The sequence below is a fragment of the Shewanella sp. K8 genome (assembly GCF_028823715.1).
GTDB classification, from domain to species: domain Bacteria; phylum Pseudomonadota; class Gammaproteobacteria; order Enterobacterales; family Shewanellaceae; genus Shewanella; species Shewanella algae.
The window spans coordinates 1-22,823 of the sequence record NZ_JAPEHY010000043.1 but is presented as its reverse complement, the minus strand read 5'-3'; the positions used below and the strand labels follow the sequence as shown (position 1 = coordinate 22,823).

The 22,823-nt window shown below is 53.7% G+C and carries 19 protein-coding genes; 11 read left to right on the top strand and 8 right to left on the bottom strand.

What is annotated here, in order from left to right:
- Positions 1–36: 36 nt before the first annotated feature.
- The 3 genes from ON072_RS18755 to bepA form a co-directional block, all read right to left on the bottom strand.
- Positions 37–420 (bottom strand): DUF2069 domain-containing protein, encoded by a 384-nt coding sequence (locus tag ON072_RS18755; protein WP_144164126.1) that lies wholly within the window; start codon positions 418–420, stop codon positions 37–39.
- Positions 421–771 (bottom strand): arsenate reductase (glutaredoxin), encoded by a 351-nt coding sequence (gene arsC, locus ON072_RS18750; RefSeq protein WP_261753294.1) that lies wholly within the window; start codon positions 769–771, stop codon positions 421–423. It lies immediately after the preceding gene.
- Between the two features lie 122 nt (positions 772–893).
- Entirely contained in the window at positions 894–2,363 is a 1,470-nt protein-coding gene (bepA, locus tag ON072_RS18745; protein ID WP_051472599.1) for a beta-barrel assembly-enhancing protease, read from the bottom strand.
- Positions 2,364–2,465: 102 nt separating this feature from the next.
- On the opposite strand from bepA, the gene ON072_RS18740 reads away from it, so the two are divergent.
- Complete coding sequence (locus tag ON072_RS18740) at positions 2,466–2,687, top strand: sulfurtransferase TusA family protein (protein ID WP_025009707.1); 222 nt, start codon at positions 2,466–2,468, stop codon at positions 2,685–2,687.
- A gap of 80 nt (positions 2,688–2,767) precedes the next feature.
- Entirely contained in the window at positions 2,768–3,859 is a 1,092-nt protein-coding gene (locus tag ON072_RS18735) for an AI-2E family transporter (RefSeq protein WP_028779227.1), read from the top strand.
- A 65-nt stretch (positions 3,860–3,924) separates the two neighbouring features.
- On the opposite strand, the gene ON072_RS18730 is transcribed toward ON072_RS18735, so the two are convergent.
- Positions 3,925–4,818, bottom strand: coding sequence for a LysR family transcriptional regulator ArgP (locus ON072_RS18730; RefSeq protein ID WP_107110381.1), 894 nt, complete (start codon positions 4,816–4,818; stop codon positions 3,925–3,927).
- A 156-nt stretch (positions 4,819–4,974) separates the two neighbouring features.
- On the opposite strand from ON072_RS18730, the gene ON072_RS18725 reads away from it, so the two are divergent.
- A complete protein-coding gene (locus ON072_RS18725; RefSeq protein WP_028779225.1) occupies positions 4,975–5,601 on the top strand; it encodes a LysE/ArgO family amino acid transporter in 627 nt (208 codons plus the stop codon).
- A 116-nt stretch (positions 5,602–5,717) separates the two neighbouring features.
- On the opposite strand, the gene bcp is transcribed toward ON072_RS18725, so the two are convergent.
- A complete protein-coding gene (gene bcp / locus ON072_RS18720; protein ID WP_028779224.1) occupies positions 5,718–6,185 on the bottom strand; it encodes a thioredoxin-dependent thiol peroxidase in 468 nt (155 codons plus the stop codon).
- Positions 6,186–6,225: 40 nt separating this feature from the next.
- Positions 6,226–6,774: a glycine cleavage system protein R gene (locus ON072_RS18715; RefSeq protein WP_025009712.1), complete on the bottom strand. Its 549-nt coding sequence runs from the start codon at positions 6,772–6,774 to the stop codon at positions 6,226–6,228.
- Positions 6,775–6,948: 174 nt separating this feature from the next.
- Between ON072_RS18715 and dapA the strand changes: the two genes are divergently transcribed.
- The 4 genes from dapA (at position 6,949) to ON072_RS18695 (ending at position 13,552) form a co-directional block, all read left to right on the top strand.
- Positions 6,949–7,833: a 4-hydroxy-tetrahydrodipicolinate synthase gene (dapA, locus tag ON072_RS18710; protein WP_261752501.1), complete on the top strand. Its 885-nt coding sequence runs from the start codon at positions 6,949–6,951 to the stop codon at positions 7,831–7,833.
- Positions 7,834–7,837: 4 nt separating this feature from the next.
- The gene (gene bamC / locus ON072_RS18705) at positions 7,838–8,938 is read left to right on the top strand and encodes an outer membrane protein assembly factor BamC (protein WP_274626144.1); all 1,101 of its coding nucleotides are present in this window, start codon (positions 7,838–7,840) and stop codon (positions 8,936–8,938) included.
- A gap of 439 nt (positions 8,939–9,377) precedes the next feature.
- A complete protein-coding gene (locus ON072_RS18700) occupies positions 9,378–10,463 on the top strand; it encodes an efflux RND transporter periplasmic adaptor subunit (protein ID WP_025009714.1) in 1,086 nt (361 codons plus the stop codon).
- The gene (locus ON072_RS18695; protein WP_274626143.1) at positions 10,460–13,552 is read left to right on the top strand and encodes an efflux RND transporter permease subunit; all 3,093 of its coding nucleotides are present in this window, start codon (positions 10,460–10,462) and stop codon (positions 13,550–13,552) included. The genes ON072_RS18700 and ON072_RS18695 overlap by 4 nt, the downstream gene beginning before the upstream one ends.
- 306 nt (positions 13,553–13,858) lie before the next feature.
- Here the strand turns inward: ON072_RS18695 and emrD are convergent, their stop codons facing one another.
- Positions 13,859–15,040, bottom strand: coding sequence for a multidrug efflux MFS transporter EmrD (gene emrD, locus ON072_RS18690; protein ID WP_257574394.1), 1,182 nt, complete (start codon positions 15,038–15,040; stop codon positions 13,859–13,861).
- A 615-nt stretch (positions 15,041–15,655) separates the two neighbouring features.
- On the opposite strand from emrD, the gene ON072_RS18685 reads away from it, so the two are divergent.
- The 4 genes from ON072_RS18685 (at position 15,656) to ON072_RS18670 (ending at position 22,416) form a co-directional block, all read left to right on the top strand.
- Entirely contained in the window at positions 15,656–16,432 is a 777-nt protein-coding gene (locus tag ON072_RS18685; protein WP_107110383.1) for a tRNA-uridine aminocarboxypropyltransferase, read from the top strand.
- A gap of 135 nt (positions 16,433–16,567) precedes the next feature.
- The gene (locus ON072_RS18680) at positions 16,568–17,824 is read left to right on the top strand and encodes an efflux RND transporter periplasmic adaptor subunit (protein ID WP_372239352.1); all 1,257 of its coding nucleotides are present in this window, start codon (positions 16,568–16,570) and stop codon (positions 17,822–17,824) included.
- Positions 17,825–20,965 (top strand): efflux RND transporter permease subunit, encoded by a 3,141-nt coding sequence (locus ON072_RS18675; protein WP_044734461.1) that lies wholly within the window; start codon positions 17,825–17,827, stop codon positions 20,963–20,965.
- Complete coding sequence (locus ON072_RS18670; RefSeq protein WP_144437592.1) at positions 20,962–22,416, top strand: efflux transporter outer membrane subunit; 1,455 nt, start codon at positions 20,962–20,964, stop codon at positions 22,414–22,416. Before ON072_RS18675 ends, ON072_RS18670 begins: the two co-directional genes overlap by 4 nt.
- 19 nt (positions 22,417–22,435) lie before the next feature.
- Here ON072_RS18670 and ON072_RS18665 read toward each other — a convergent pair whose 3' ends face one another.
- On the bottom strand, positions 22,436–22,750 hold the full coding sequence (locus ON072_RS18665; RefSeq protein ID WP_274626142.1) for a hypothetical protein: 315 nt from the start codon (positions 22,748–22,750) through the stop codon (positions 22,436–22,438).
- Positions 22,751–22,823: the final 73 nt, after the last annotated feature.

Here is a 22,823-nt window from a genome sequence, read left to right as displayed (position 1 = left end):
GGGCCATTATCGTCGGCCCCTATCTATTATCCGGGTTTACTCTTTGTCTTTGGCGCGTTTCTTGAGTCCCAGACCCAATTCGCGGCCGCGCTTGCGAGCGTAGAAGGGCATGCTGATAAGTAAGCATGAGATCAACAGACTCTCAATCAGCGCAAACCACCATTCATTGCCCTTGGCTATGTAAAGCAAGGTCAAGCCGTGCAAAAAATAGAGACAGAGAATAAAGCTGGCCCAGGCAAAGGTATAAGGATTACCTTTAAGGATCCCAGGCAACGGCAGCAGCAAGGGCACCAGCCAAAGACTGGTGAACAGCAGCGAGTATTCGCCGTCGAGTCCTTTACCGATAAAGGCATAGGCCAACAAGGCCGTCAGTAGCAGATAGCCCGTGCGTGAGATCTGTAATAACGCATGACTGCTCATTTACAGGATCGCCAACACGTTTTCCGGTGGGCGGCCGATGACGGCTTTACCGTTGGCCAGGACGATTGGGCGCTCTATCAGCTTGGGGGTGGCAATCATGGCGGCAATCAATTGAGCTTCGGTCAATTCCGGGTTATTCAGCCCCTGAGCCTTGTATTCCTCTTCCTTGGTGCGCATCAATTCACGGGCGCTGATGCCCAGTTTAGCCAGCAGTTCACTGAGGGTGGCAGCATCCGGTACCTGCTTCAGATACTCGACAATCTGGATCTCGACGCCTTTGGACTCCAGCAGTGCCAGTGTTTCGCGGCTCTTGGAGCAGCGAGGATTATGGAAAATAGTGACCTGGGTCATGGGTTTTCTCTTTACCTTGGCTGAAAAGTGCGACGATGATAGCAAAAATCTGCGGTTACGTCAGGGGAAAGTGGCCCGATTAACGGGCCAGTGAAAGCCAGCATAATCAAAGTGTAAGCCGATTATTTCTTCAATTCGTCCAGCGCTCGGTCGGCGACACGGAACTGGCGTATCTTGGCCTCGATTCTGGCAATCTGCAGAGGCTGGCCGTCGGCGGCTTTATAAGCAAAATTGAGCTGATCTATAGCCCCTTTATAGTCGGCCCTGAGTGCCATGGACTCGGCATTGGAGAAGTGTTCCAGCGCCTTGTTACCGGTTTGCTTGTAGGCTTCGGTCAGCAACTGATAGGGCAAGGGGTTTTGTTTATCCAGAAACGCCATGTCCTCAAGAATAGGGATTGCTCGCTGCGGCTGTTTACTTTCGAGATAAACACTGGCCAGGTTGGCGTTGATCACTTGGGAGGTGGGTTTAAGGCGTCTTTGGGCTTCCAACATCGTTATCGCGCCCTGATAATCCTTACGCTCCACCAGCAGATCGGTTTTAGTATCGAGATAGAAGAGGTTGTCCTGATCTTTTTCCAGCAATTGATCTATGAGCTGCTCGGATTGTTTGAAGTCCTTGAGGCGAAACAGTGCCAATGCCTTGCCATAGAGGGCCGCATCTTTAAAGGCATAGTTGTGCTTGGCTAACTGGGTTTCAAACAGCGACAGTGCAGCATCGTCGCTGTAGCTGGAAAAGCGCACCTGGATCCTGGCCTTGGCCAAGTGGAAGTTAAGGTTGTCTGCCACATATCTGTGGGGATACTGAGCCGCGCGGTTACGGGCATCGGTGATCCGCGACTCGGGCAGGGGGTGAGTCAGCAGCATTTGCGGCGGTTTGGAGGTAAAACGGTAACGGGCCGCCAGTTTGCCGAAGAAGTTGGCCGAGGCGTTGGGATCGAAACCGGATTCCACCAGAATTTGCATGCCTATCCTGTCGGCCTCTTTTTCATGCAAGCGGGTATAGTTGATCTTGGACTGAGTCGAGAGTGCCTGGGTGGTGGCCAGCGCCGCCATCCCGGCTTGAGGCGCTGCTATGGTCAGCAAGATGGCGCCGAGCAGCCCGGCAATGGTGGCCGGGCTGGCTTTCTCCTGGGCTTCGAGTGAGCGCGCCAGGTGCCTCTGGGTTACGTGGGTAATTTCGTGCGCCAGTACCGAGGCCAATTCACTTTCATTGTCGGCGTTGAGAAACAGGCCTGTATGGATTGCCACATGGCCGCCGAAAAAGGCAAAGGCGTTGATTTCATCGTTTCGCAACAGGAAAAAATAGAAAGGGGTCTTAACCCCGGTGGCATGGGCCACCAATTTGTTACCCAGTTCGGTGGCATATTGGCTCAACACAGGATCGGATAACACAGGCGCCTGGGAACGAATAACCCGCATATAGGCGTCACCATAGACCATCTCTTTTTCGAGACTGAAGGTGTTGACGGCGGCGGTACCGAGATCCGGCAAGTCGTTATTGGCGAAACTTTGGCTGGCGGTGGCAATTAAAACAGCAGTGGCACCGGCCAGAATGGAATGTCGGAACTTGGAAAAAGTCAATGTACTCAAGCTGATTAGATTTCCTGTATGCCACTAATGCATAACTGCCTGGCTTGTGGTTTGAGTTGCAACTTAGGATAATAGCCGAGGTTTATGTTTAGCAAGCTCATCATGGTTTTAATTGATTTAACTCAGAGTCGTTGTCCCGAAGCCCTGGTCAAGGCCAAGATGGCGATGAAACGTTTGCGGCCCGGTGAAACTCTGTGTCTCTTGCTTTCAGACCCGGGATCGCGGCAGGATGTTCCCCGCTTTGCCAAAAAACAGGGCTATGATTGTCGGATTGAGTCCGACGAGCCGGCCGTATTGCGCTTACAGGTGTCCGTTGCAGAATAGAAGCGCAGGACGTAACTACACAGCTTCTTGAAGAAGCGATAATCAAGATGGCGCAGCCATCATCACCACAGGAATCCCGGATGTTTAGCTATTTGAGTCGTTGGTACCAGGCCCGCTTCAGTGATCCTCAGGCTCTGACACTGCTGTTTATTCTGCTTGGTATTGCCTTGACCATCTATTTCGCCGGTGGCTTATTGATGCCGCTGCTGGTCGCTCTGGTATTGGCTTTTCTGCTGGAGTGGCCGGTGGCACAGATGGCAAGGGTAGGGATAAGCCGCACCGCGGCCGCCTCTTTGGTGCTGATCCTCTTTATCGGCTTGATGATCTTGTTGTCATTCGGTCTGATCCCCAGTATCTGGCGCCAGGGTGCTGCGCTGCTGACTGACCTTCCCACTATGCTGGACAAGGGGATAATCCTGCTGCAGGAGCAGGCGCAGCAGTATCCGCAGTTTATCTCCACAGATCAGCTCGATACCATGGTGTCCGAGCTCAAAAAATTGCTCGACACCCAGCATCTTTTGGATATCGCCAAGCAGCTTCTCGGCTATTCGGCATCCTTGCTGGTGCTGATGGTTTACGCCATCCTGGTGCCACTGCTGGTGTTCTTCTTCCTCAAGGATAAAGATGAACTGATCCGCGGCAGCAAGCGTTTCTTCCCCAGCAATCGTGACCTGGCCCGTAAGGTTTGGTTCGAGATGAATCAGCAGATCTTCAACTACATTCGCGGTAAGGTGATTGAAATTGTGATTGTCGGGGTAGTGAGTTACGTATTCTTCGCCCTGATGGATCTGCGTTATGCGGCGCTGCTTGGGGTGTTGACCGGGCTTTCAGTGCTTATTCCTTATGTCGGTGCCACCCTGGTGACCTTACCGATTGCGCTGGTTGCCTTCTTCCAGTGGGGCGTCAGCCCCGAGTTCGGTTATCTGATGCTGGGTTACGGCATCATTCAGGCGCTGGATGGCAACCTGCTGGTGCCTTTGTTGTTCTCCGATGCGGTGGACTTGCACCCGGTGATCATCATAGCCGCAGTGTTGGTCTTCGGTGGCCTTTGGGGTGTTTGGGGCGTGTTTTTCGCGATCCCGCTGGCTTCTCTGGTCAAGGCTGTACTGAACGCCTGGCCCAACGCCGAAGCAGATGCGGCCAAAGCCGCTTTAGAGGCGCAAGCCGAATAAGGCGGTAAATTTCAAGTTCACTGACACAGGCGGCCTATGGTCGCCTGTGTTTTTTCAACCGCTATTCATTCGGGCAACAAGTGGTTTCTGGCGCTCGCCGCCAATGCCCTGAATACCAGAGTGGTCTGCTTGGCCTTAAGGTTCCAGTGTTGCCAGTAAAGCGGTACCCGCATCCGCATCATGGGTGTCAACTCTATCAAGCGCCCGGATGCCAACAGCGGCTCGGCCTGCAAATGGCCCACCAGGCCATAACCCAATCCCTGTAGAATCGCTTCCAAAAAGCCTTCCGATGACGGCACTGTGTGTTGCCACCATTGTCCCGGCAGCATTTCGAAGTAGCGCTTCAAGTATTTTTCATGCAGCTTGTCGCGGGTGGAGAATATCACTGCCGGCGCCGAGGCCAGCGAGTCGGTATCCGGCAAGCCGTCGAAAAAACGTTCGGCAAACTCAGGCGTGGCCACACAGGCATACTCCATCACCCCGAGAAACTCGCTGGAGCAGCCGTTCATCGCTTGACCCAAGGTGGTCACGCAGCCGACAGCCTCACCGTTTTTCAACAGGTGATGAGTGTAAGATTCATCATCCACTATCAATTCCAACAACCAACCACGGCGGGCGAATATGGCGCTGATGGACGGTAGAAACCAGGTTGCCAGACTGTCGGCATTCACCGCGATTCTCACCACAGTGGGCATGGCCGGATCGTCGGCGTCCATTTCGGCTCTGAGCTCAGTCTCCAGCAGTTCGACCTGGGCATAGTGGCGCAAGAGCCGCTTCCCTGTTGGTGTCGGCACTACGGGATTACTCCTGACGAGCAGTGCCTGCCCCACTCTTTCCTCAAGCTGCTTTATCCGCTGTGATACCGCCGATTGGGTCACATGCAGCCGTTTGGCTGCTCGCTCAAAACCGCCTTCAGCGACCACCACAGACAGGGCTTTGAGGTGACTGTAGTCCAGCATAAAAACTCCTTGGGTTAATCCTTGTTCGATTATAAGTTTTGCTAATGACCAGTAAAAAACATTAGTTATATTAATTTTCTTACCGGGAGTAAACTGCCGCCATTGAAAACTTTTATTGGTCGTCGGCTATCGCGGCGAACTGCTGTTGGAGAGATTATGCAAACCGCTTTCATTCAGGGCATGGGGATAGGTGCCAGTCTAATCATTGCCGTGGGAGCTCAAAACGCCTTTGTGTTGAAGCAAGGCATCAAACGTGCTTATCCGTTTCCCATCGCCTTGACTTGCTCTTTGATAGACGCCCTGATGATTACAGCTGGCGTTGCCGGGCTAGGGCAGTTGATCTTGGCCGTGCCGGCCATCAAACATCTGGCGAGCTTTGGCGGCGCGGCCTTCCTGCTGTGGTACGGCTTCAACGCGCTGCGCTCTTCATTCAAGAGTCAGGGGTTGGAGACCGGGGATGCTGAAGCGGCGGATTCATTTCGCAAGGCCATGATCACCACCTTGGCGATCAGCTTTTTAAACCCACACCTGTATCTGGATACAGTGGTTTTGCTCGGCAGCATAAGTACCCAGTTTGATACCGAGGTCAGGGCCTGGTTTGGTGCCGGGGCCGTGCTGGCTTCCTTTATCTGGTTCTTTAGTCTGAGCTTTGGCGCGCGCCTGCTGGCGCCCGTGTTCAGCCGTCCCGCGGCCTGGCGTTATCTGGACAGATTTATCTGGTTGACCATGTGGTCAATCGCCCTGGCTATTCTGTGGCCCTATTTTCAGGGAAGGGGCTTCTGAGGTAAATTCAGGTATCTTGCAGAAAAACAAAAGCCCGCATTGCGGGCTTTTTAGCGTCTCTGGCTTGGGGATGCGGTGAATGCCGGCAATAGGAGCCGGCAAAGTAGCCGTGGGGTTTATCCCTTGAGATAGTCCAGCACCACTTGATGATGATCTTTGGTCTTGAACTTGTCGAACCTGTGGCTGATGGTGCCATCCTGGTCAATCAGGAAACTCAGGCGGTGCAGGCCATCATAAACTTTGCCCATAAATTTTTTCTCGCCCCAGACACCGAAGGCATCGGCTACTGCGTGGTCTTCATCGCTGAGCAGGGTGAAGTTGAGCTCATGCTTATCGATAAACTTGCCCAGTCTCGCCACGGGATCTGTGCTTATTCCAAGCACGGTTACATTGAATTCGTCCAGTTCCGCCTTGCTGTCTCTCAGGCCACAGGCTTGCACTGTACAACCAGGCGTCATCGCCTTGGGGTAGAAATACACCAGTACCCGGCCTTTTTTCAGGCAATCTTGCAGTGAAATATTTTCATCGTTTTGGTTTTTTAGGGTGAAGAGTGGCGCTTTGTCGCCTGCTTTTAAGGTGTTCATGCGTTCAATCCTTTTGATCTTTATCTGGGATGAGTGGGATTCAATCGGCTTTGGGGACCGCAATACCCTGCATACGTTTGATGTTGCAGGTCAGGGACATCTCTTCGGCCAAGGCCTGGATGCTGGTTTCCAGTTTATCCAATTCGACCTTTTCCGGGATATTGATGGCCAGGAAAACGTGCTGAGTCTGGCTGCCGTCCGGCAGCTCTTCCGAGTAGGAGCGCACCGCACCGAGATCCAAGGACCTGTCTGCCAGGAACTGGGAGATGCGCTTCATGGTGCCGCGCTGGTCCTGACCGTTGAAAGTCACTTCAATGCGCGAGATGTAATTTTGCGGCGTGTGCTTGGAGGTGCGCTTCATTACCGTCATCAGTTCAAGTTCGACACTGAGACTGGGAAGGCTGGTTTCTATCTTGGTAATGGATGCCCAGGAGCCGGACAACATCATAATCAGAGTAAACTCGTTGCCGAACAGCGCCATGCGGCTGTCGACTATGTCACAGTCGCAATCACTGGCTAATCTTGCCAGTTTGCTGACCAGGCCGGGACGGTCGGCCCCCATAGCGGTAACGACCAGGTAGTTGGTCATGAATTTTCCTCATATTTCCGGTATCATAGAGCGAAAACTCAGCCCCTTTGAGCTGAGTTTTTTGTGCGGTCAACCATGCTACCACAACTAATTCGATTTGTTAGCCCTGACAGTGCTTGTCATTGGCTGGCTGCACCAGTACCATAGCGAATCCTGAAATCTTGGGGACATAAGATGATAAACGGAAGCATCGTAGCCTTAATTACGCCCATGCAAGGCGATGGCTCAGTGGATTTTGCAAGTCTCGAGCGTTTGGTGGAATTTCATATCGAGCAGGGGACCGATGCCATAGTTGCAGTTGGTACCACAGGCGAATCTGCCACTCTGCCCATTCGCGAACACCTCGAAGTGGTGTCACAAACCCTTTCTTTTGCCGCAGGCCGTATTCCCGTCATAGGCGGTAATGGCGCCAATGCCACCGCTGAAGCCATAGAACTGACCCAGGGTCTGTCGAAACTCGATGTGGCTGCCATGCTGGGGGTGACACCTTATTACAACAAGCCCACTCCCAAGGGGTTGGTTGCCCATTATAAAGCGGTTGCAGCCAGTACGGATGTTCCCCAAATTCTGTATAACGTTCCAGGCCGCACTTCGGTTGACATGAAGCCGGAAACCGTTGCTCAACTTTGTGATGTGCCCAACATCATAGGGGTTAAGGAAGCCACAGGCGATCTCGCACGGGTTAAACGGCTGCGTGAGCTTTGCGGCGATGATTTTCTGCTGTTCAGCGGTGATGATGCCACGGCGCGCGAATTCCTGGCCCTTGGTGGCAACGGGGTGATCTCGGTTGCCAACAATATCGTCCCTAAGGCGTTCAAGGCCATGTGTGAGGCGGCGCTGCAAGGAAGAGCGGCAGAGGCAAAAGCCATGGATGAACCCCTGAGCGGCCTGTACAGTGCACTCTTTTGTGAGGCGAACCCAATACCGGTTAAGTGGGCGGCCCATCGCATGGGACTCATCAGCGAAGGCACAATTCGTTTGCCTTTGACTGAACTTTCCGAGGAGTTTCATGGTCTGTTGCTTAACGCAATGCAAAAAGCCGGGATAGAGGTTGAATAATTTAATGCTAAAGCAAGTTTCCCCCTTAGTGCTGGTTGTCGCAGTTTCAGCCTGCAGTACGCCGATTGACCGTCGTCAGGCCAATGGCAACTTCGAGTATGTTGAAGCCGGCACTTCAGCTCCCTTGGTGATCCCGGAAGGATTGGACACCCCAAGGTTCAGTAAAGAGTTTGAGATCCCGCAAGCGGGCGCCAAGAGTAATGCTGAGTTTGTTGGTGAAAAACTCGATATTCGTCCGCCTTTGCAAGTGCTGCCCATGGCTGAAGGCACCCATGTGGAAGAGGGCAGCGACAACATCAAAGTGGTGGTTGAGTCCATCGACAACAGTGTTGATCTCAAACAGGAGATCTTCAGCACGGTTAAGGGTTATCTGCAAAAGCAAGGCTATGGCATTGTCTCTGAAGATTATGATAAAGGCGCTATCGAAACAGATTGGATTGAAACAGAGCAGGTGCTCGATTCTTCCTGGTTTGGCAGCGATAAAGTCTACCAGCTGCGCCAGCGTTTCCGTTTCGATGTCGAAGTTCGTCCACATGGCCGCACAGGCAACCTGGTGATTAACCTCATAGATCACGAAGAGCATTACGACGGCTCAGAGCTGCCGGTACTGCTCAGTGGTGAAGATAAGCGCCGTTACACCATAGATATGCTCAACAGCGCCGTGGCCTATATGAGCCTCAAACGGGAGCAGATGATCAAGGCCAACCGTATCAAGCAGAGTCTGGGCATTGATATGTCATTGCATCAGGGCGGCGACAGCGAGAGCTACTGGGTGGCTGATGCGCCATTCAAGCGTACCTGGGATCGTCTGCGGATAGTACTGCCTGAGCTTGGTTTGGAAGTGGTGGACATGGACTCAAGCAAAGGTTTGTTCTACGTTAACTTGAATGACAACTCTGGCTTCTGGAGTTCCCTGTGGGGCGATAACAAGTTAGCGCTTAAAGAGGGCAGCTATCGTTTATTGCTGCAGGAAAGTGCCGCCAACAAAGGGCAGACAGAGATCCGCCTGCACGATGTGGCCGACCAACCGCTCGCGAATGAGACCATTGAAGCCGTCTATCAGAACCTGGCGGATTTGATGCGCGAAGATCGTAAAGTGCGTTAAGCTCTGCGGGTTTATACCAGAGAGTGTGATTGAAAAGGCGCCGATTTCGGCGCCTTTTTTGATCTCCTCATAAGCCTATTGCTGCCCTTGGGTGCCAAAACTCGGTACCGAAGTTCTGCGGCTTTCTCAGCGTCAGCCATTTATAACCATTTAATTTATAATGTTTTTGTTTGATATTTGTCCTACCCCTTCATCTTTACCGCACGAGAGATGAAATCAATACCTCCCTGTTTGTAAAGTCATTTGCAGAATAGTCCTTGGTTTTTGAGTCAATCTATAGCCTGTATCTTTGTTCCGGCGGCTTTGATGCAGTTGTTTTAACTGTGTGTGTATCTGTGTCAAATAAATGTAATTTGTAAGAAAAGGTAAAACGTATTGAAGCCGATAAGTCGCAGAGTAAACTGTTTTACCCATAAAACTCTGTACCTTCGGACAATCAATGAAAAAAATAATACTCCTTTTGGTACTACTGGCGGCCGCAGCCATTGGTTATCAACAATGGCATCAGCAGCAAGCCCCGGCGGAGAGAAAGGCCCGCCCGGTACCCAATGTTGTGGTGTATAAGGCAGCCATTCAGGCTGTGCGGGATGAAGTGGAGGCCCTTGGCACTTCCAAAGCCTATGAGTCAGTCACCATCACCCCCAAGGTCAGCGATGTGGTGACCTCGATTCGCTTCGATGATGGTCAGATAGTCAAGCAAGGGCAACTGCTTGCCAAGCTGCAGGACGCCGAGCAGCAGGCCAGAGTGGAACTGGCCAGGATCAAGGTGCGGGAGAATACCCGCGAGTTCGACCGCATCAGCTCTCTGGTCACCAGCAAGACAGTCGCAGAAACCGAGCGCGACCGACTGCAAACTCTGATAGAAAGTGCCAGAGCCGAAGTCGAGCAGGCACAGGCGGCGCTGCGGGACAGACAGATCACAGCCCCCTTCAATGGTCGCCTGGGTTTACGCCAGGTCTCGGTCGGCAGCCTGGTCACTCCGGGAGTGGTGATCACTACCTTGGATGATATCTCGGTGATCAAGCTGGACTTCTCGGTTCCTGAGCGTTTTATTCAGGACTTGTTGCCGGGCAAAATCGTGGAAGCCAGCGCGGTCGCTTACCCGGATAAGCTGTTTCGCGGCAAAGTTGTTTCCATTGACAGCCGGGTTAACCCAACCACACGGGCAGTAGTGGTGCGCGCCGAAATCCCCAACCCCGATGGTCAACTGCTACCGGGCATGTTGATGAAGGTCAAGCTTATCAAGCAAAACCGTGAGGCGTTGTTGCTGCCCGAGTCGGCCATTATTCCTATTCAAAACCGTCACTACATCTATCTGGCCAACAGTGAAGGTGTGGTGGAACAGCGTCAGGTTACTATTGGGCTGCGCAGCCGTGGCTGGGTGGAAATTCTCGAAGGCGTCGAGCTGGGTGAGCAGGTGATCATTCGCGGGATCCTCAAGGTCCGTCCCGGTGACAAGGTCAAGGTGGAGTTCAAGGAACATTTCAGCTTCCTGACGGCTGAAGAGGCGAAGACCACAGCATGATACTGACAGACATTTCCGTTAAACGACCGGTTTTCGCCTCGGTCATCAGCCTGCTGTTGATCGCTTTCGGTCTGGTGTCCTTCGGTAAGTTGCCACTACGCGAATACCCGGATATCGACCCGCCGATAGTCTCGATAGATACCAGCTACCGTGGCGCCAGTGCCTCTGTGGTGGAAAGCCGTATCACTCAGCTGATTGAAGATAGGATCAGCGGCGTTGAAGGCATACGTCATATCGACTCTTCCAGCACAGATGGCCGCTCCTCTGTGGTGCTTGAGTTTGATATTGACCGCGATATTGAAGCCGCCGCCAACGATGTCCGTGACCGGATTGCCGGTTTGCTGGATAACTTGCCGGAAGAGGCCGATCCGCCGGAGGTGCAAAAGGCCAATGGCGGCGATGAAGTGATCATGTGGCTCAATCTGGTGTCGGATCAGATGACCACTTTGCAGCTCACCGACTATGCCCGCCGTTACCTCACCGACAGATTCTCCGTTATCGACGGGGTGGCCAATATGCGTGTCGGTGGCGGCAAGGTTTACGCCATGCGGGTCTGGATTGACCGCCAGGCACTGGCGGCCCGCAACCTGACCGTAGCCGATGTCGAAGCGGCCCTGAGATCGGAAAACGTCGAACTGCCGGCCGGCTCCATCGAATCCAAGGAACGTCACTTTACCGTGCGGCTTGAACGCAGCTTTCGCACCGCCGATGACTTTGCCAACCTGGTGCTGACCCAAGGGGGCGATGGCTACCTAGTTAAGCTCGGGGATGTGGCCAGGGTCGAAATCGGCTCGGAAGAAGAGCGGATCATGTTCCGTGGTAACGGCGAAGCCATGATAGGCTTGGGAGTCTCCAAACAGTCTACCGCCAATACTTTGGAAGTGGCGCGGGCGGTGAATCAACTGGTGGATGAGATCAACCCGACTCTGCCCCAGGGTATGGAGATTAAACGCTCCTACGACAGCTCAGTGTTTATCGAAGCCTCTATCGATGAAGTGTATCAGACACTGTTTATCGCCATTATTCTGGTGATCATCGTCATCTACCTGTTCCTTGGCAGTGTGCGCGCCATGTTGATCCCGGCGCTGACTGTGCCTGTATCCCTGCTTGCCACTTTTATCGTGCTCTACGCTTTGGGATACACAATTAACCTCTTGACTCTGCTGGCGATGATCCTGGCCATCGGCATGGTGGTGGATGATGCCATCGTGATGCTGGAAAACATTCACCGCCGCATCGAAGAGGGCGATAGTCCATTAAAAGCCGCTTTTCTCGGCGCCCGTGAGGTGGCCTTTGCAGTTATTGCCACTACGGCGGTGTTGGTGGCGGTATTTATGCCGATCACCTTCCTCGATGGCGATCTCGGTAAGCTGTTTAAAGAGTTTGCCGTCACCATGAGTGCCGCCGTGTTGTTTTCCTCGATAGTGGCACTGACACTCAGCCCCATGATGTGTTCCAAGCTGCTTAAACCCGCGAGCCAGGATACCTGGTTGATGCGCCAGGTCGACAAGGGAATGAACGCTCTGGCAGGCTTTTACAGCCGCAGTCTCACCGGCGCCATGAAGCACCCCTTGCTGGTTTCCCTGTTGGTGGTAGCAGCTCTTGGGGCCAGTGCCTACATGGTTAAACTGATCCCGCAGGAGTTTGCGCCGGAAGAAGACAGGGGATCTATGTTCCTGATGGTCAACGGCCCGGAGGGTGCCAGCTATGAATATATTGAAGCCTATATGAACGAGGTGGAGCAACGTTTGATGCCTCTGGTCGACAGCGGCGAAATCAAGCGTTTGTTGATCCGTGCGCCTCGCGGTTGGGGCGGCTCGGCCAACTTCTCCAACGGTATGGCGATCATAGTGCTCAATGACTGGGGCCAGCGCCGTCCCGCCAAGGAGATCATCAATGATGTCCGTGCCAGGCTCGCCGATCTCGCCGGCGTCAGGGCGTTTCCTGTAATGCGCCAGGCCTTTGGCCGTGGAGTGGGTAAACCCGTGCAGTTTGTCATTGGCGGCCCCAGCTATGAGGAACTTGCCAGATGGCGCGACATCATGCTGGAAAAAGCGGCGGAAAACCCCAATCTCGTCGGTTTGGATCATGACTACAAGGAAACCAAGCCCCAGCTCAGAGTCGTTATCGACAAAGACAGGGCGGCCGATCTCGGGGTTTCCATCGCTCATATAGGGCGCACGCTTGAGTCCATGTTGGGTTCACGCCTGGTGACTACCTTTATGCGCGACGGTGAAGAGTATGACGTGATCATTGAGGGGAACCGCGACAGCCAAAACACCGCCTCGGATATGCAGAATATCTATGTGCGCTCAGATCGCAGCAAGCAGCTGATCCCGCTCTCGAACCTGGTCAGCATAGAGGAGTTTGCCGACGCCAGTCAGCTCCATCGCTACAACCGGATGCGGGCCATTACCCTGGAGGCCAGTTTGGCGGAAGGTTACAGCCTGGGTGAGGCGCTCGATTATCTCAATGATTTGGCCCACACCTATCTGCCGGCAGAAGCCTTGATAAGCTACAAAGGCCAGTCGCTCGACTATCAGGAGTCCGGCAGCTCCATGTACTTCGTGTTCCTGCTGGCACTGGGGATAGTGTTCCTGGTATTGGCGGCGCAGTTTGAGAGCTATATTCACCCCATGGTGATCATGCTGACTGTGCCGCTGGCAACCGTGGGCGCCTTGGTGGGTTTGTTGCTGACCGGTCAAAGTCTGAATATCTACAGCCAGATAGGCATCATCATGTTGGTGGGGCTGGCGGCCAAGAACGGTATTCTGATTGTTGAATTTGCCAACCAGCTCAGGGATAAGGGGGTCGACTTTGATACCGCTATTTTGCAGGCGGCCAACCAAAGGCTCAGACCCATACTGATGACAGGCATAACCACGGCCGCCGGTGCCGTGCCTCTGGTGCTCGCCGAAGGTGCCGGAGCCGAGACCCGCTTTGTCATCGGTGTGGTGGTGCTCTCAGGCATTCTGCTGGCCACCTTGTTTACCCTGTTGGTCATCCCTGTGGCTTATTCACTGTTTGCCCGCCATTCCAGTTCGCCCGAAGCTGTGGCTAAGCAACTGGAAAAAGAGCTGGCCGAATAATCGGCCTAATCAGCCGCCAAACCGATTAAATTGGTTTGGCTGTTGGTTTGGCTAGCGGCTTAACCTCAGGTCTAGAAACCAGCGCTCCTTTAGGGGCGCTTTTTATGCCTGAGCTATTCGGTTGTTTTGGCTTTGTTGTCATGATCGCAGTTTGGCAAGGCGCATAAGGATAACGTCCAAAAGCGAATGCCTCAGTCGACTGAAACGCCAACAAAGTCTGAATCGCAAAGAAGAGCATGAAGTGTAAGGGGTAGAAGCAGCAAGACCGGCCAGTGGCCGGTCTTGCTTAATGGTTTGACAGGGAAATCAGAGCGGGTCCCCGGCGGTATGCACATCGATATCCGGATGGGTTCTGGCATAGTTGAGTGCCAACACCACCAGCACCACCATGGAAGAAGTCAAAAGCCCTATGCTGAGTTGTCCCATCATGGGCACCAGCGACATCAACATGGCCGCAAGACCGGCGGCAAAGTTCTGCAGGCCACCGAGCAGGGCGCCAGCAACTCCGGCTTGACGCGGGAAGGGCTCAAGTGCCGCCGATGTCAGCGCCGGAAACAATATGCCGGCCCCGGTAAAGAAGAGCACTGAGCCAATCAGTAGACTCCAACCTATCACCAAAGTTGACAGGCCGGGCAGCAGTAAAAACAGTGCCCCGGCACCCAGCAGGGCTACGCCGTGGTGAAACAGTTTATGCAGTGATGCCTGTCTGCCGGCATACCAGGCCCCCAGCAGATAACCCGGAATAGGCGCCACGAAATAGCAACTGACCATCATGGGGCTCATAGCCAGCACCTGGCCATAGAGTATACCGGCGATGGCTTCAAAGGCGGCAATCCCGGCGAAGGTAGCCACCAAGGACAGCAGATAACCGCGAAAGGCTCTGTGCTTCAGCACCAAGGCATAGGACTTGAGCATGGACTGCGGCTGGCGTTTCTCCTTGGGGAGGGATTCCTTGAACCTCAGCGCCAGGGTTATCACCACGCAGACACCGAAAAAAGCCAGGAACCAATACACGGCATGCCAGCCATAATGCACACTCAACACTCCGCCAATAAAGGGAGCCAGCAGCGGCGAGAACACCACGGCCATGGACACATAGCTGTTGAAACGCACCAGTTTTTCGCCGAAGAAGAAATCCCTTGGAATAGAGCGGCAAAGGGCGCCGGCACTGGCTGTGCCGCAGCCTTGAATGGCGCTGGCCAGCAGCAAGGTATTAAAGCTCTCGGCGCAGGCGGCGATGATGGCACCTATGACGAAAAGACTAAGACCGATGAGCAGCAGCGGTTTGCGACCGAATCTGTCCGATACCGGGCCATAAACAAATTGCAGTAGGCCATAGGCCAAGAGATAAGTGCCCATAATCGCCTGCAGTTGCCCGGCACTGACACTGAATTGCTCACCCATCATAGGCAGCGCCGGCACAAAAATGGTTTGGGCAATCTGGCCGCTGGCGACCATCATCACCAGCATGATTAATAAAGGCTTCAAGGATACGCCGGAAACATTCTCATCAGGTACCACAGTAATACTCCCACAACCTTGATAAAGAACCATAACTAAAGAACCGTTTGGGAAGATGCCGATAAGGCGAGTGCCTCTTGAGATAAGTATCTGCCCCTTCCTGCTCGGGAGCTCCCGAGACGGGCGCTATCATACTCGGCAATTTTGCAATTTCAATGACAGAAGTCGCTGTTATACAAGAAAAAAATTAAGGCTGTTGATAACATTTTCTATAGAATAAGTTTGTGTACCTTAATCTTTACGCTGCTTGGGTGGAATATAACCCAAAAGTTGGGGTTGTTTACCTTTGAAAGCGCCATTGTAGCCCTATAGAGGGCTTTCATTGCTGCTTTGAGTCTCTATATTGGAATGATATGTTTACAAATCTTGATGATGGATTATTTTCCATCGGTTCTTTCATTCGGCCTTATGGACAAGTACCAAGTGCCGGCTATCCTGGCAAGAGTGAGGTTAAACGACTTGCTGCCACATGAATGCGGCAGTAAACTGCGCCGGCTCTTACGCAAGGCAGTCAAAGCAACAAGGCTGGCGGTAAGAAAGTCGTACACTAGAGTTATTAAGTCATTGTAATTCGGGAAATTCATGTCAATTCAACCTCACGCAGTACACCGTCTGTATGAATACCGACAGTCGCTGTCGACCAAGCCTTATGCATCAAGGGGCAAGAATCTTGTTCGCTGTGGCCGTTGCCTGTTGGAGCAGAGCTTTTGTACCTGTGAGCACAGGCGCCTTCTGCCCTGCGAAGCGGCGTTTGCTTTGCTTATGTATGATGCCGAGGTATTGAAACCCAGCAACAGCGGGCGTTTGATAGCCGATCTCATTCCGGATACCCATGCCTTTCTTTGGTCGAGAACTCAGCCGGACCCTCAACTCTTAGCCTTGCTGGAAAACCCGGATTATCAGCCTTATCTGGTGTTTCCGGGGGAATATGCCTTACCGGGGCAAGAGGTGGTGACCGAGGCTTTGAGCGAAGTGCTCGCTAATCAGGGAGATCCGGAGCAAGGCAAGCGACCGCTGTTCATTTTGCTCGATGGCAGTTGGCGTGAGGCGGTGAAGATGTTTCGCAAGAGTGCTTACCTGCATCAATTACCTATGTTGTCATTCAGCGCCGAAACCTTGGCTCGCTATCAGCTCAGAAAGGGTAGCCGCGACTTTCAGATGGGTACGGCCGAAGTGGCAATTTTAACGCTGCAGTCTCTGGGTAAAGAGGGCTGCGCCGAAGCGCTTGATACTTGGTTTAAGCTCTTTATCAGCAGCAGTCTGGCAACACGTAGCCGCTTGATAAAAAATAAGCCCGAGCATATTCAATTACTTAAAGAGCAGTTTGCCTTTCAGGTTGAAACATTGAGGCTTAAGTAAGTTATTAGCTTTCCCTTAATAATAGTCGGGAATTGACACGCAGCTTCAAGGACTTACACTGGTAAATGAACAACCTGTCGCCAAACGTCGGGGTGTTTAACAATCAGGATCTCCCATTGAACGCTGGAAGCTGCTATGTCCTCTGTCTTTGCTGCGCTAATGACCGTCTTCTCCCGAAAGGGTTCAAATGCATCGCTTTTCTCTATGCCACTGCTTATCGTCAGTGGCTTTTTATTGCTCGGTTGTGACCCCGAACCCGTTGCCATCACGCCCAAACTGGTGGTGGTGGAAGAGGTCAAACAGGCGACTGTGCCTGTCTACGGTAATTATGTCGGTATCACCAAGGCTTCTTTGGATGTGGAGGTCAGGGCCCGAGTCGATGGCTTTGTCGAGGAGCGGCTCTTTACCGAGGGCAGCGCGGTCAATGCCGGCGATATCTTGTATAAGATAGATAACAAGCCCTATAACGCTGTGGTTAATCGACTCAAGGCCAACGTCGAGTCGCAGCAGGCGATACTGGAAAAGGCGCAGCGGGATGTGAAGCGTCTGAAACCCCTCTATGAGCAGGATGCCGCCAGTCAGCTGGATTATGACAATGCCCTGTCGGCGTTGGCGCAGGCCAAGTCGGCCCTGGCCGCCGGCCATGCCGAGCTGGAAGAAGCGCTGCTGGAACTCAGTTATACCGAGATAAGAGCGCCAATCGCAGGTCTGGTCAGCCGCTCCGAGGTGGATATCGGCGCTTTGGTCGGCAGTCAGGGGCAATCGCTGCTGACACGGGTGAAGCAGGTGAATCCCATCTATGTGAATTTCAATATGTCGGCGCTGGATTACCTCAATGCCAGGCGGCGAATGACCAGTTACAACCAACAGCAGGAAGCGGAAACTGAAGGCAAGGCGGTTGAAGGCTTTGTGCGTATCACCTTACCGGACAACAGTGATTATCGCTATTTGGGTAACGTCAGTTTTACCGATCCCCAGGTCAATTCCAGCACAGGTACCTTTGAGGTGAGGGCGGTACTGCCCAATCCGGACAAGGAGTTATTGCCGGGTCAATACACCAATGTCAGGATCAAACTCAGTGAGATAGACAATGCCATAGTGATCCCGCAGCGCTCGACTCAGGTGGATCAGGGCGGTGTCTATGTAATGGTGGTGATGCCGGACAATAAGGTTGAGCGGCGCTTTATCGTGATTGAATACCAGGGCCCGGAAGGCGTGGTGGTTAAAAGCGGTCTCAACGCCGGTGAACGAGTGATAGTCGAAGGCATGCACCGTGTGCGTCATGGCCAACTGGCCGAGCCGCTGGATGCCAAAGAGTATCAAAAGCGGCTCGACGAGCAGGAAAAGAAAGAGGCGCTGGAGCAGCAATCAAAAGAACAGGAGCGTAAGTAAATGGCTCAGTTCTTTATCGGACGGCCGGTATTCTCGGCTGTTATCAGTATCGTTATCGTGCTCCTGGGCTTGATAGCCATGTTCCAGCTGCCGGTGGATCAATATCCCTATATCACGCCGCCGCAGGTGAGTATCTCAGCCTCTTATCCTGGGGCAGCTTCCACTACAGCCGCCGAGTCTGTGGCAACGCCGCTGGAGCAGCAGGTCAACGGTGTGCCCAATATGATCTATATGAGCTCCAAGAGCACCAATTCCGGCAGCACCAATGTCACCATTACCTTTGATGTGGGCACCAGTCCGGATCTGGCGGCGGTGGATGTGCAGAATGCCACTCAGCAGGCCATCGATAGCTTGCCTATCGATGTACAGACCGCCGGGGTGTCAGTCTCCAAGGATTCCTCGGTGGAACTGCTCAAGCTGTCATTGACCTCCAAAGATCCCCGTTTCGATGAGATCTACCTCTCCAACTACGCCTCCATCAATATTGAATCGGCACTGAGAAGGATCCCCGGCGTTGGCCGGGTTCGTAACACAGGCGCTCGCAGTTATGCCATGCGGGTGTGGTTGCGCCCGGATGCCTTGGCCGGTCACAGCCTGACTACCACAGATGTTATCGATGCCATCAAGGCACAAAACAAGGAAACTCCGGCTGGTACCGTGGGTACCCAACCCAACACTAGCGCCTTGAGCCAAACCTTGCCGATAACCGCCAGCGGACGTCTGTCCAGTGTCAGGGAATTTGAGGAAATCATAGTTCGCGCCAATCCCGACGGCTCGCTCATTCGCTTGCGTGACATTGCCAGAGTAGAACTGGGTTCTTCGGCTTATACCTTGCAATCACAACTCAATGGGGAAAACGCCACCATCTTGCAGGTGTATTTGCTGCCCGGTGCCAATGCCCTTGAGGTGACCCGTAAGGTCAAGGAAACCATGGCCGAACTCGCGACCAAGTTCCCAAGCGGTATGGACTGGCAGGTGTTTTACGATGCTTCTGTGTTTATCGAAGAGTCTATCGATGAGGTAGTGCAGACCCTGATCGAAGCCCTGGTGTTGGTGGTGTTGGTGGTGTACCTGTTTTTGCAGAACCTGCGGGCGACCCTTATCCCGGCGATTGCGGTACCTGTCTCTTTGATAGGGACGCTGGCCGCCATGCTGGCCTTCGGTTTTACCATCAATACAGTAAGCCTACTGGCACTGGTTTTGGCCATTGGTATTGTAGTTGACGATGCCATTGTGGTGGTGGAAAACGTCGAACGACTTATCAATGAAAAGGGCATGAGCCCGATGGCGGCAACCCGCAGCGCCATGAAAGAGTTATCCGGTGCCCTGATAGCGACCAGTTTGGTGCTGTGCGCCGTGTTTGTACCTGTGTCCTTCCTTGCCGGAATCACAGGTATTATGTATCGGGAATTTGCCGTCGCCATTGCCGTGGCCGTGCTGATCTCCACTGTGGTGGCATTGACCCTGAGTCCGGCACTTTGCGCCTTGTTGTTGCGTCCGGGCGATGCGGCCAAGAGCGGTTTCTTCTTCTGGCTCAACAACCGCCTCTCCCAATTGACCGACAAATACGTATCCCTGGTAGGTATCGCCAACAAACATGCGCGGCGCAGTTACCTGGTGTTTGGCGCCATGGTGGTGGCGGTTTGGTACATTATGAGCCACTTGCCATCGAGCTTTATGCCGGATGAGGACCAGGGGCGTTTCTTTATTGATATGACATTGCCGGCCGGAGCGACGGTCAACCGCACCCAAAAGGTACTCAAGATTGCCGAGCGCCATGTGCTGGCCCATCCTGCGGTAGCCTGGTCCTTCACCCTGGCCGGTGAAAACCGCCGCTCGGGTTCGAATCAGGCCAACGGCCAGTTTGAAGTGGTCCTCAAGCCCTGGGCGGAGCGGGAGCAAAGCCAGGCTACAGTGCAGAAGGTGATGAAAGAGCTGAAACATGAACTCAGCCAGGTATTGCAGGCAGAGTTCAACCTCTACCTGCCATCGGCCGTGCCCGGTTTGGGGAACGGCTCCGGGGTTGAGATGGTGCTGCAGGATACTTCGGGAACCAATTTCAAGGGGCTGATGGAAACCAGCAACGAATTGGTGGAGCAGCTCAAGCAACAACCGGAAGTCGCAGCGGCGGCCATGTCGCTGCAGGGTTCCATTCCGCAGATGTATCTCTCGGTCAACGAAGCCAAGGCGATGGCTATCGGGGTGGATGTGGCCGATCTTTACAGCACTATCAAGACCTTTACCGATTCCTCCGTAGTCAATGATTTCAATCTGTTTGGCCGGGTGTACAAGGTCAGGGTTCAGGCCGAGGATAGTTATCGCCAGTTCCCCCAGCAGATCAAAGATTATTATGTCCGGTCATCCAATGGTGTCATGGTGCCGATTGGAGTTCTGGCCGACTATGAATATACTGTGGGGCCGGCGGCTGTGACTCACTACAACCTGTTCTCCAGTGCTTCCATCAACGTCACTCCGGCAGCCGGGTATGCTTCAGGCGATGTGATAAAAGCAATCAACAGAGTAGCCAAGCCCATGCTGCCGCCCGAATTCAAGTACGAATGGACCGGGCTTACCTTCCAGGAAGTACGCTCGGCCAACCAAACCAGTATCGCCATTACACTGGCTTTGGTGTTTGTATTCCTGTTTTTGGCGGCGCTGTATGAGAGTTGGACCATTCCTGTGGCCGTGCTGCTTATTGCTCCGGTCGCCATGCTGGGAGCCTCTTTGGCGACACTGCTCAGTGGTATGCAGAGTAATCTCTTCTTCCAGGTCGCCTTTATCGCCCTTATCGGGATGGCAGCCAAAAACTCGATTTTGATTGTCGAGTTCGCCAATCAACTGCACCGGGAGGGCCGTTCAAGACTGGAGGCGGCAATGGAAGCCGCCGCGATGCGCTTCAGGCCGATTTTGATGACCTCCATGGCCTTTATTCTCGGTGTCTTGCCACTGGTGTTATCGGCCGGACCCGGCTCAGTCAGTCGTCACTCGGTATCTATTCCCATCCTTGGCGGCATGGTGCTGGCGACCAGCATAGGGATTATACTGGTGCCGCTGTTCTTTGTGACCACAGCCGGTTGGGTTCGCGCCAAGGTTAAGGGTGATTCGGCAAGCCAAAAGCCGGCAACGGAGGAAGGCTTATGATGACCCGAGTATTAGCCATGAGCCAAGAGAAGCCGAACAAGAGCCTTGTCAGCTGCAAACGCACTAGACCGGCGCTAGTCGCTTTGATACTTTCCTCGGGCCTTTGGGGCTGCACTCTGGGGCCGGATTATCAGCGCCCCGAGCTCAACATGCCGGCGCAGTTTGATAAGACGCTGCCGCAAGTAGAGTCCAATGAAGCCGTTAAGGATGAATGGCAGACGTTTTTCCTCAATCCCGAACTGCAGGCGCTTATTCGTCAGGCGCTGGGAAACAATATCGACCTGGCGATGATGCAGAGCAGGCTGCGAGCCGCCAGAGCCGAAGGGCGGGTGGTCGATGCGGCCCTGTGGCCCGAGCTTGGGCTGGAGTTTGAAGCCAAACGGTCACTCAGCAGCGCCATTACCAATAAAGATCCCAGTGCCAAGACGGCCTTGGGTCTTAACGGGGTTGCTTCATGGGAGCTGGATATCTGGGGTGCCAACCGCCGGGCCAGTGAGGCGGCACTGGCCAATACTCTGTCGCAGGCAGAGCTGCTTGAGGCATCCAAAATCAGCCTTATCAGTGATATCGCCACCGCCTTTTACGAGCTGACCGATATAGAGCAAAGACTTAAGATCTCCCGGGAAACGGCTCAGATCCGCGCCAAGGAACTGCAGCTGGCTAAGCTCAGGCGGGCCAACGGGATGATCTCGGGTCTCGATGTACACCAGGCGGAAGTGGAATATCAAACCGCCATGGTGACCTTGCCTCAGCTCGAATATGACAGCAAGGCCAAACGTAATCAGTTGCTTATCTTACTGGGGGCTTACGATCACCCCCTGCCGGAGCTTCCCAAACTGGTGAGCAGTGAATTTCCCGAATCTCTGGCGGTTGGGGTGCCTTCACAGCTACTGTCGCGCCGCCCGGATGTACGCGCCAGCGAGCTGGCTCTGGTAGCGGCCACGGCCGGGGTCGGGGTAGCCAAGAGTGCCTTCTTCCCCGGCTTTACCATTACTGCCGAATATGGTCGCGAATCCAATAACCTGGATAACCTTTTCAGCTCAAAGGGGCTCACCTGGTCGCTGCTCGGTGGGATCACGGCGCCAATTTTCAATGCCGGCAAGATAAGCGCCGAATATGAGATAGCCAACGAAGCGCAGGTGCAGGCAATGCTTGCTTATCGCAGCACGGTATTGAACGCCTATATGGAAGTACGCAATGCGATGAATGATTATCAGAGAACGCAGCAGGCTCTGATAGAGCAGCAACGCTTGCTCGATGCTTCCTCTGAGTATGTGCGCCTGGCGCGGCTCAGATACAAGAACGGTGTTGCTACTTCACTCGATTTGATGGATGCCCAGCGCCAACGCTTCAGCGCCGAGCTTTCGTTGAGCGAGTCAAAACGCGATAAGTTGCTGGCTATGATAGCCCTATACCGCGCCCTGCGCGGCGGCGCACCGGCAAAGAGTTAACCCAGGGAACACAGTAACCTCAGTCGAGTTTCTTGAGTATATCGCCCAGCAGTTGGTGGGCCATTTTGGCGTCTCTGTCACTTAAGCGAGAGAGGCTCTCATTCAACCACAGGCTTAACTTGGCATCATCGGCGGCATCGACTCGCTCCAGCAGAGTGGCGGCTTTTTGTTTGAGGGCACTGAGTTGCGCCAACGGCGATTGAGCACTTTTTAGCCCCAGGCTGCCATCGGCACAGGCCAAAGCCTGACCCAGAGCGTAGGAATAGACCATCACGGCTTGCGCCAGATTGAGGGAAGGGTATTCGGTGGCCAGTGGTAGGGGTTTTGCGCCCATTTCAGCGAAAAGTCCAATGTGAGCCTACAGCCCTTTATTTATAAGGGCTGGCAGGGATCGCTTACTCTCTAAT

What these genes read in the sequence shown, in the direction of transcription:
- ON072_RS18685 (WP_107110383.1), top strand. Translation starts at nt 15,656, where the DNA reads ATGTCAATTCAACCTCACGCAGTACACCGTCTGTATGAATACCGACAG.
- ON072_RS18675 (WP_044734461.1), top strand. Translation starts at nt 17,825, where the DNA reads ATGGCTCAGTTCTTTATCGGACGGCCGGTATTCTCGGCTGTTATCAGT.
- ON072_RS18735 (WP_028779227.1), top strand. Translation starts at nt 2,768, where the DNA reads ATGTTTAGCTATTTGAGTCGTTGGTACCAGGCCCGCTTCAGTGATCCT.
- ON072_RS18700 (WP_025009714.1), top strand. Translation starts at nt 9,378, where the DNA reads ATGAAAAAAATAATACTCCTTTTGGTACTACTGGCGGCCGCAGCCATT.
- ON072_RS18665 (WP_274626142.1), bottom strand. Translation starts at nt 22,750, where the DNA reads ATGGGCGCAAAACCCCTACCACTGGCCACCGAATACCCTTCCCTCAAT.
- ON072_RS18725 (WP_028779225.1), top strand. Translation starts at nt 4,975, where the DNA reads ATGCAAACCGCTTTCATTCAGGGCATGGGGATAGGTGCCAGTCTAATC.
- ON072_RS18695 (WP_274626143.1), top strand. Translation starts at nt 10,460, where the DNA reads ATGATACTGACAGACATTTCCGTTAAACGACCGGTTTTCGCCTCGGTC.
- ON072_RS18680 (WP_372239352.1), top strand. Translation starts at nt 16,568, where the DNA reads ATGTCCTCTGTCTTTGCTGCGCTAATGACCGTCTTCTCCCGAAAGGGT.
- bcp (WP_028779224.1), bottom strand. Translation starts at nt 6,185, where the DNA reads ATGAACACCTTAAAAGCAGGCGACAAAGCGCCACTCTTCACCCTAAAA.
- ON072_RS18755 (WP_144164126.1), bottom strand. Translation starts at nt 420, where the DNA reads ATGAGCAGTCATGCGTTATTACAGATCTCACGCACGGGCTATCTGCTA.
- ON072_RS18670 (WP_144437592.1), top strand. Translation starts at nt 20,962, where the DNA reads ATGATGACCCGAGTATTAGCCATGAGCCAAGAGAAGCCGAACAAGAGC.
- ON072_RS18730 (WP_107110381.1), bottom strand. Translation starts at nt 4,818, where the DNA reads ATGCTGGACTACAGTCACCTCAAAGCCCTGTCTGTGGTGGTCGCTGAA.
- ON072_RS18740 (WP_025009707.1), top strand. Translation starts at nt 2,466, where the DNA reads ATGGTTTTAATTGATTTAACTCAGAGTCGTTGTCCCGAAGCCCTGGTC.
- arsC (WP_261753294.1), bottom strand. Translation starts at nt 771, where the DNA reads ATGACCCAGGTCACTATTTTCCATAATCCTCGCTGCTCCAAGAGCCGC.
- ON072_RS18715 (WP_025009712.1), bottom strand. Translation starts at nt 6,774, where the DNA reads ATGACCAACTACCTGGTCGTTACCGCTATGGGGGCCGACCGTCCCGGC.
- dapA (WP_261752501.1), top strand. Translation starts at nt 6,949, where the DNA reads ATGATAAACGGAAGCATCGTAGCCTTAATTACGCCCATGCAAGGCGAT.
- bamC (WP_274626144.1), top strand. Translation starts at nt 7,838, where the DNA reads ATGCTAAAGCAAGTTTCCCCCTTAGTGCTGGTTGTCGCAGTTTCAGCC.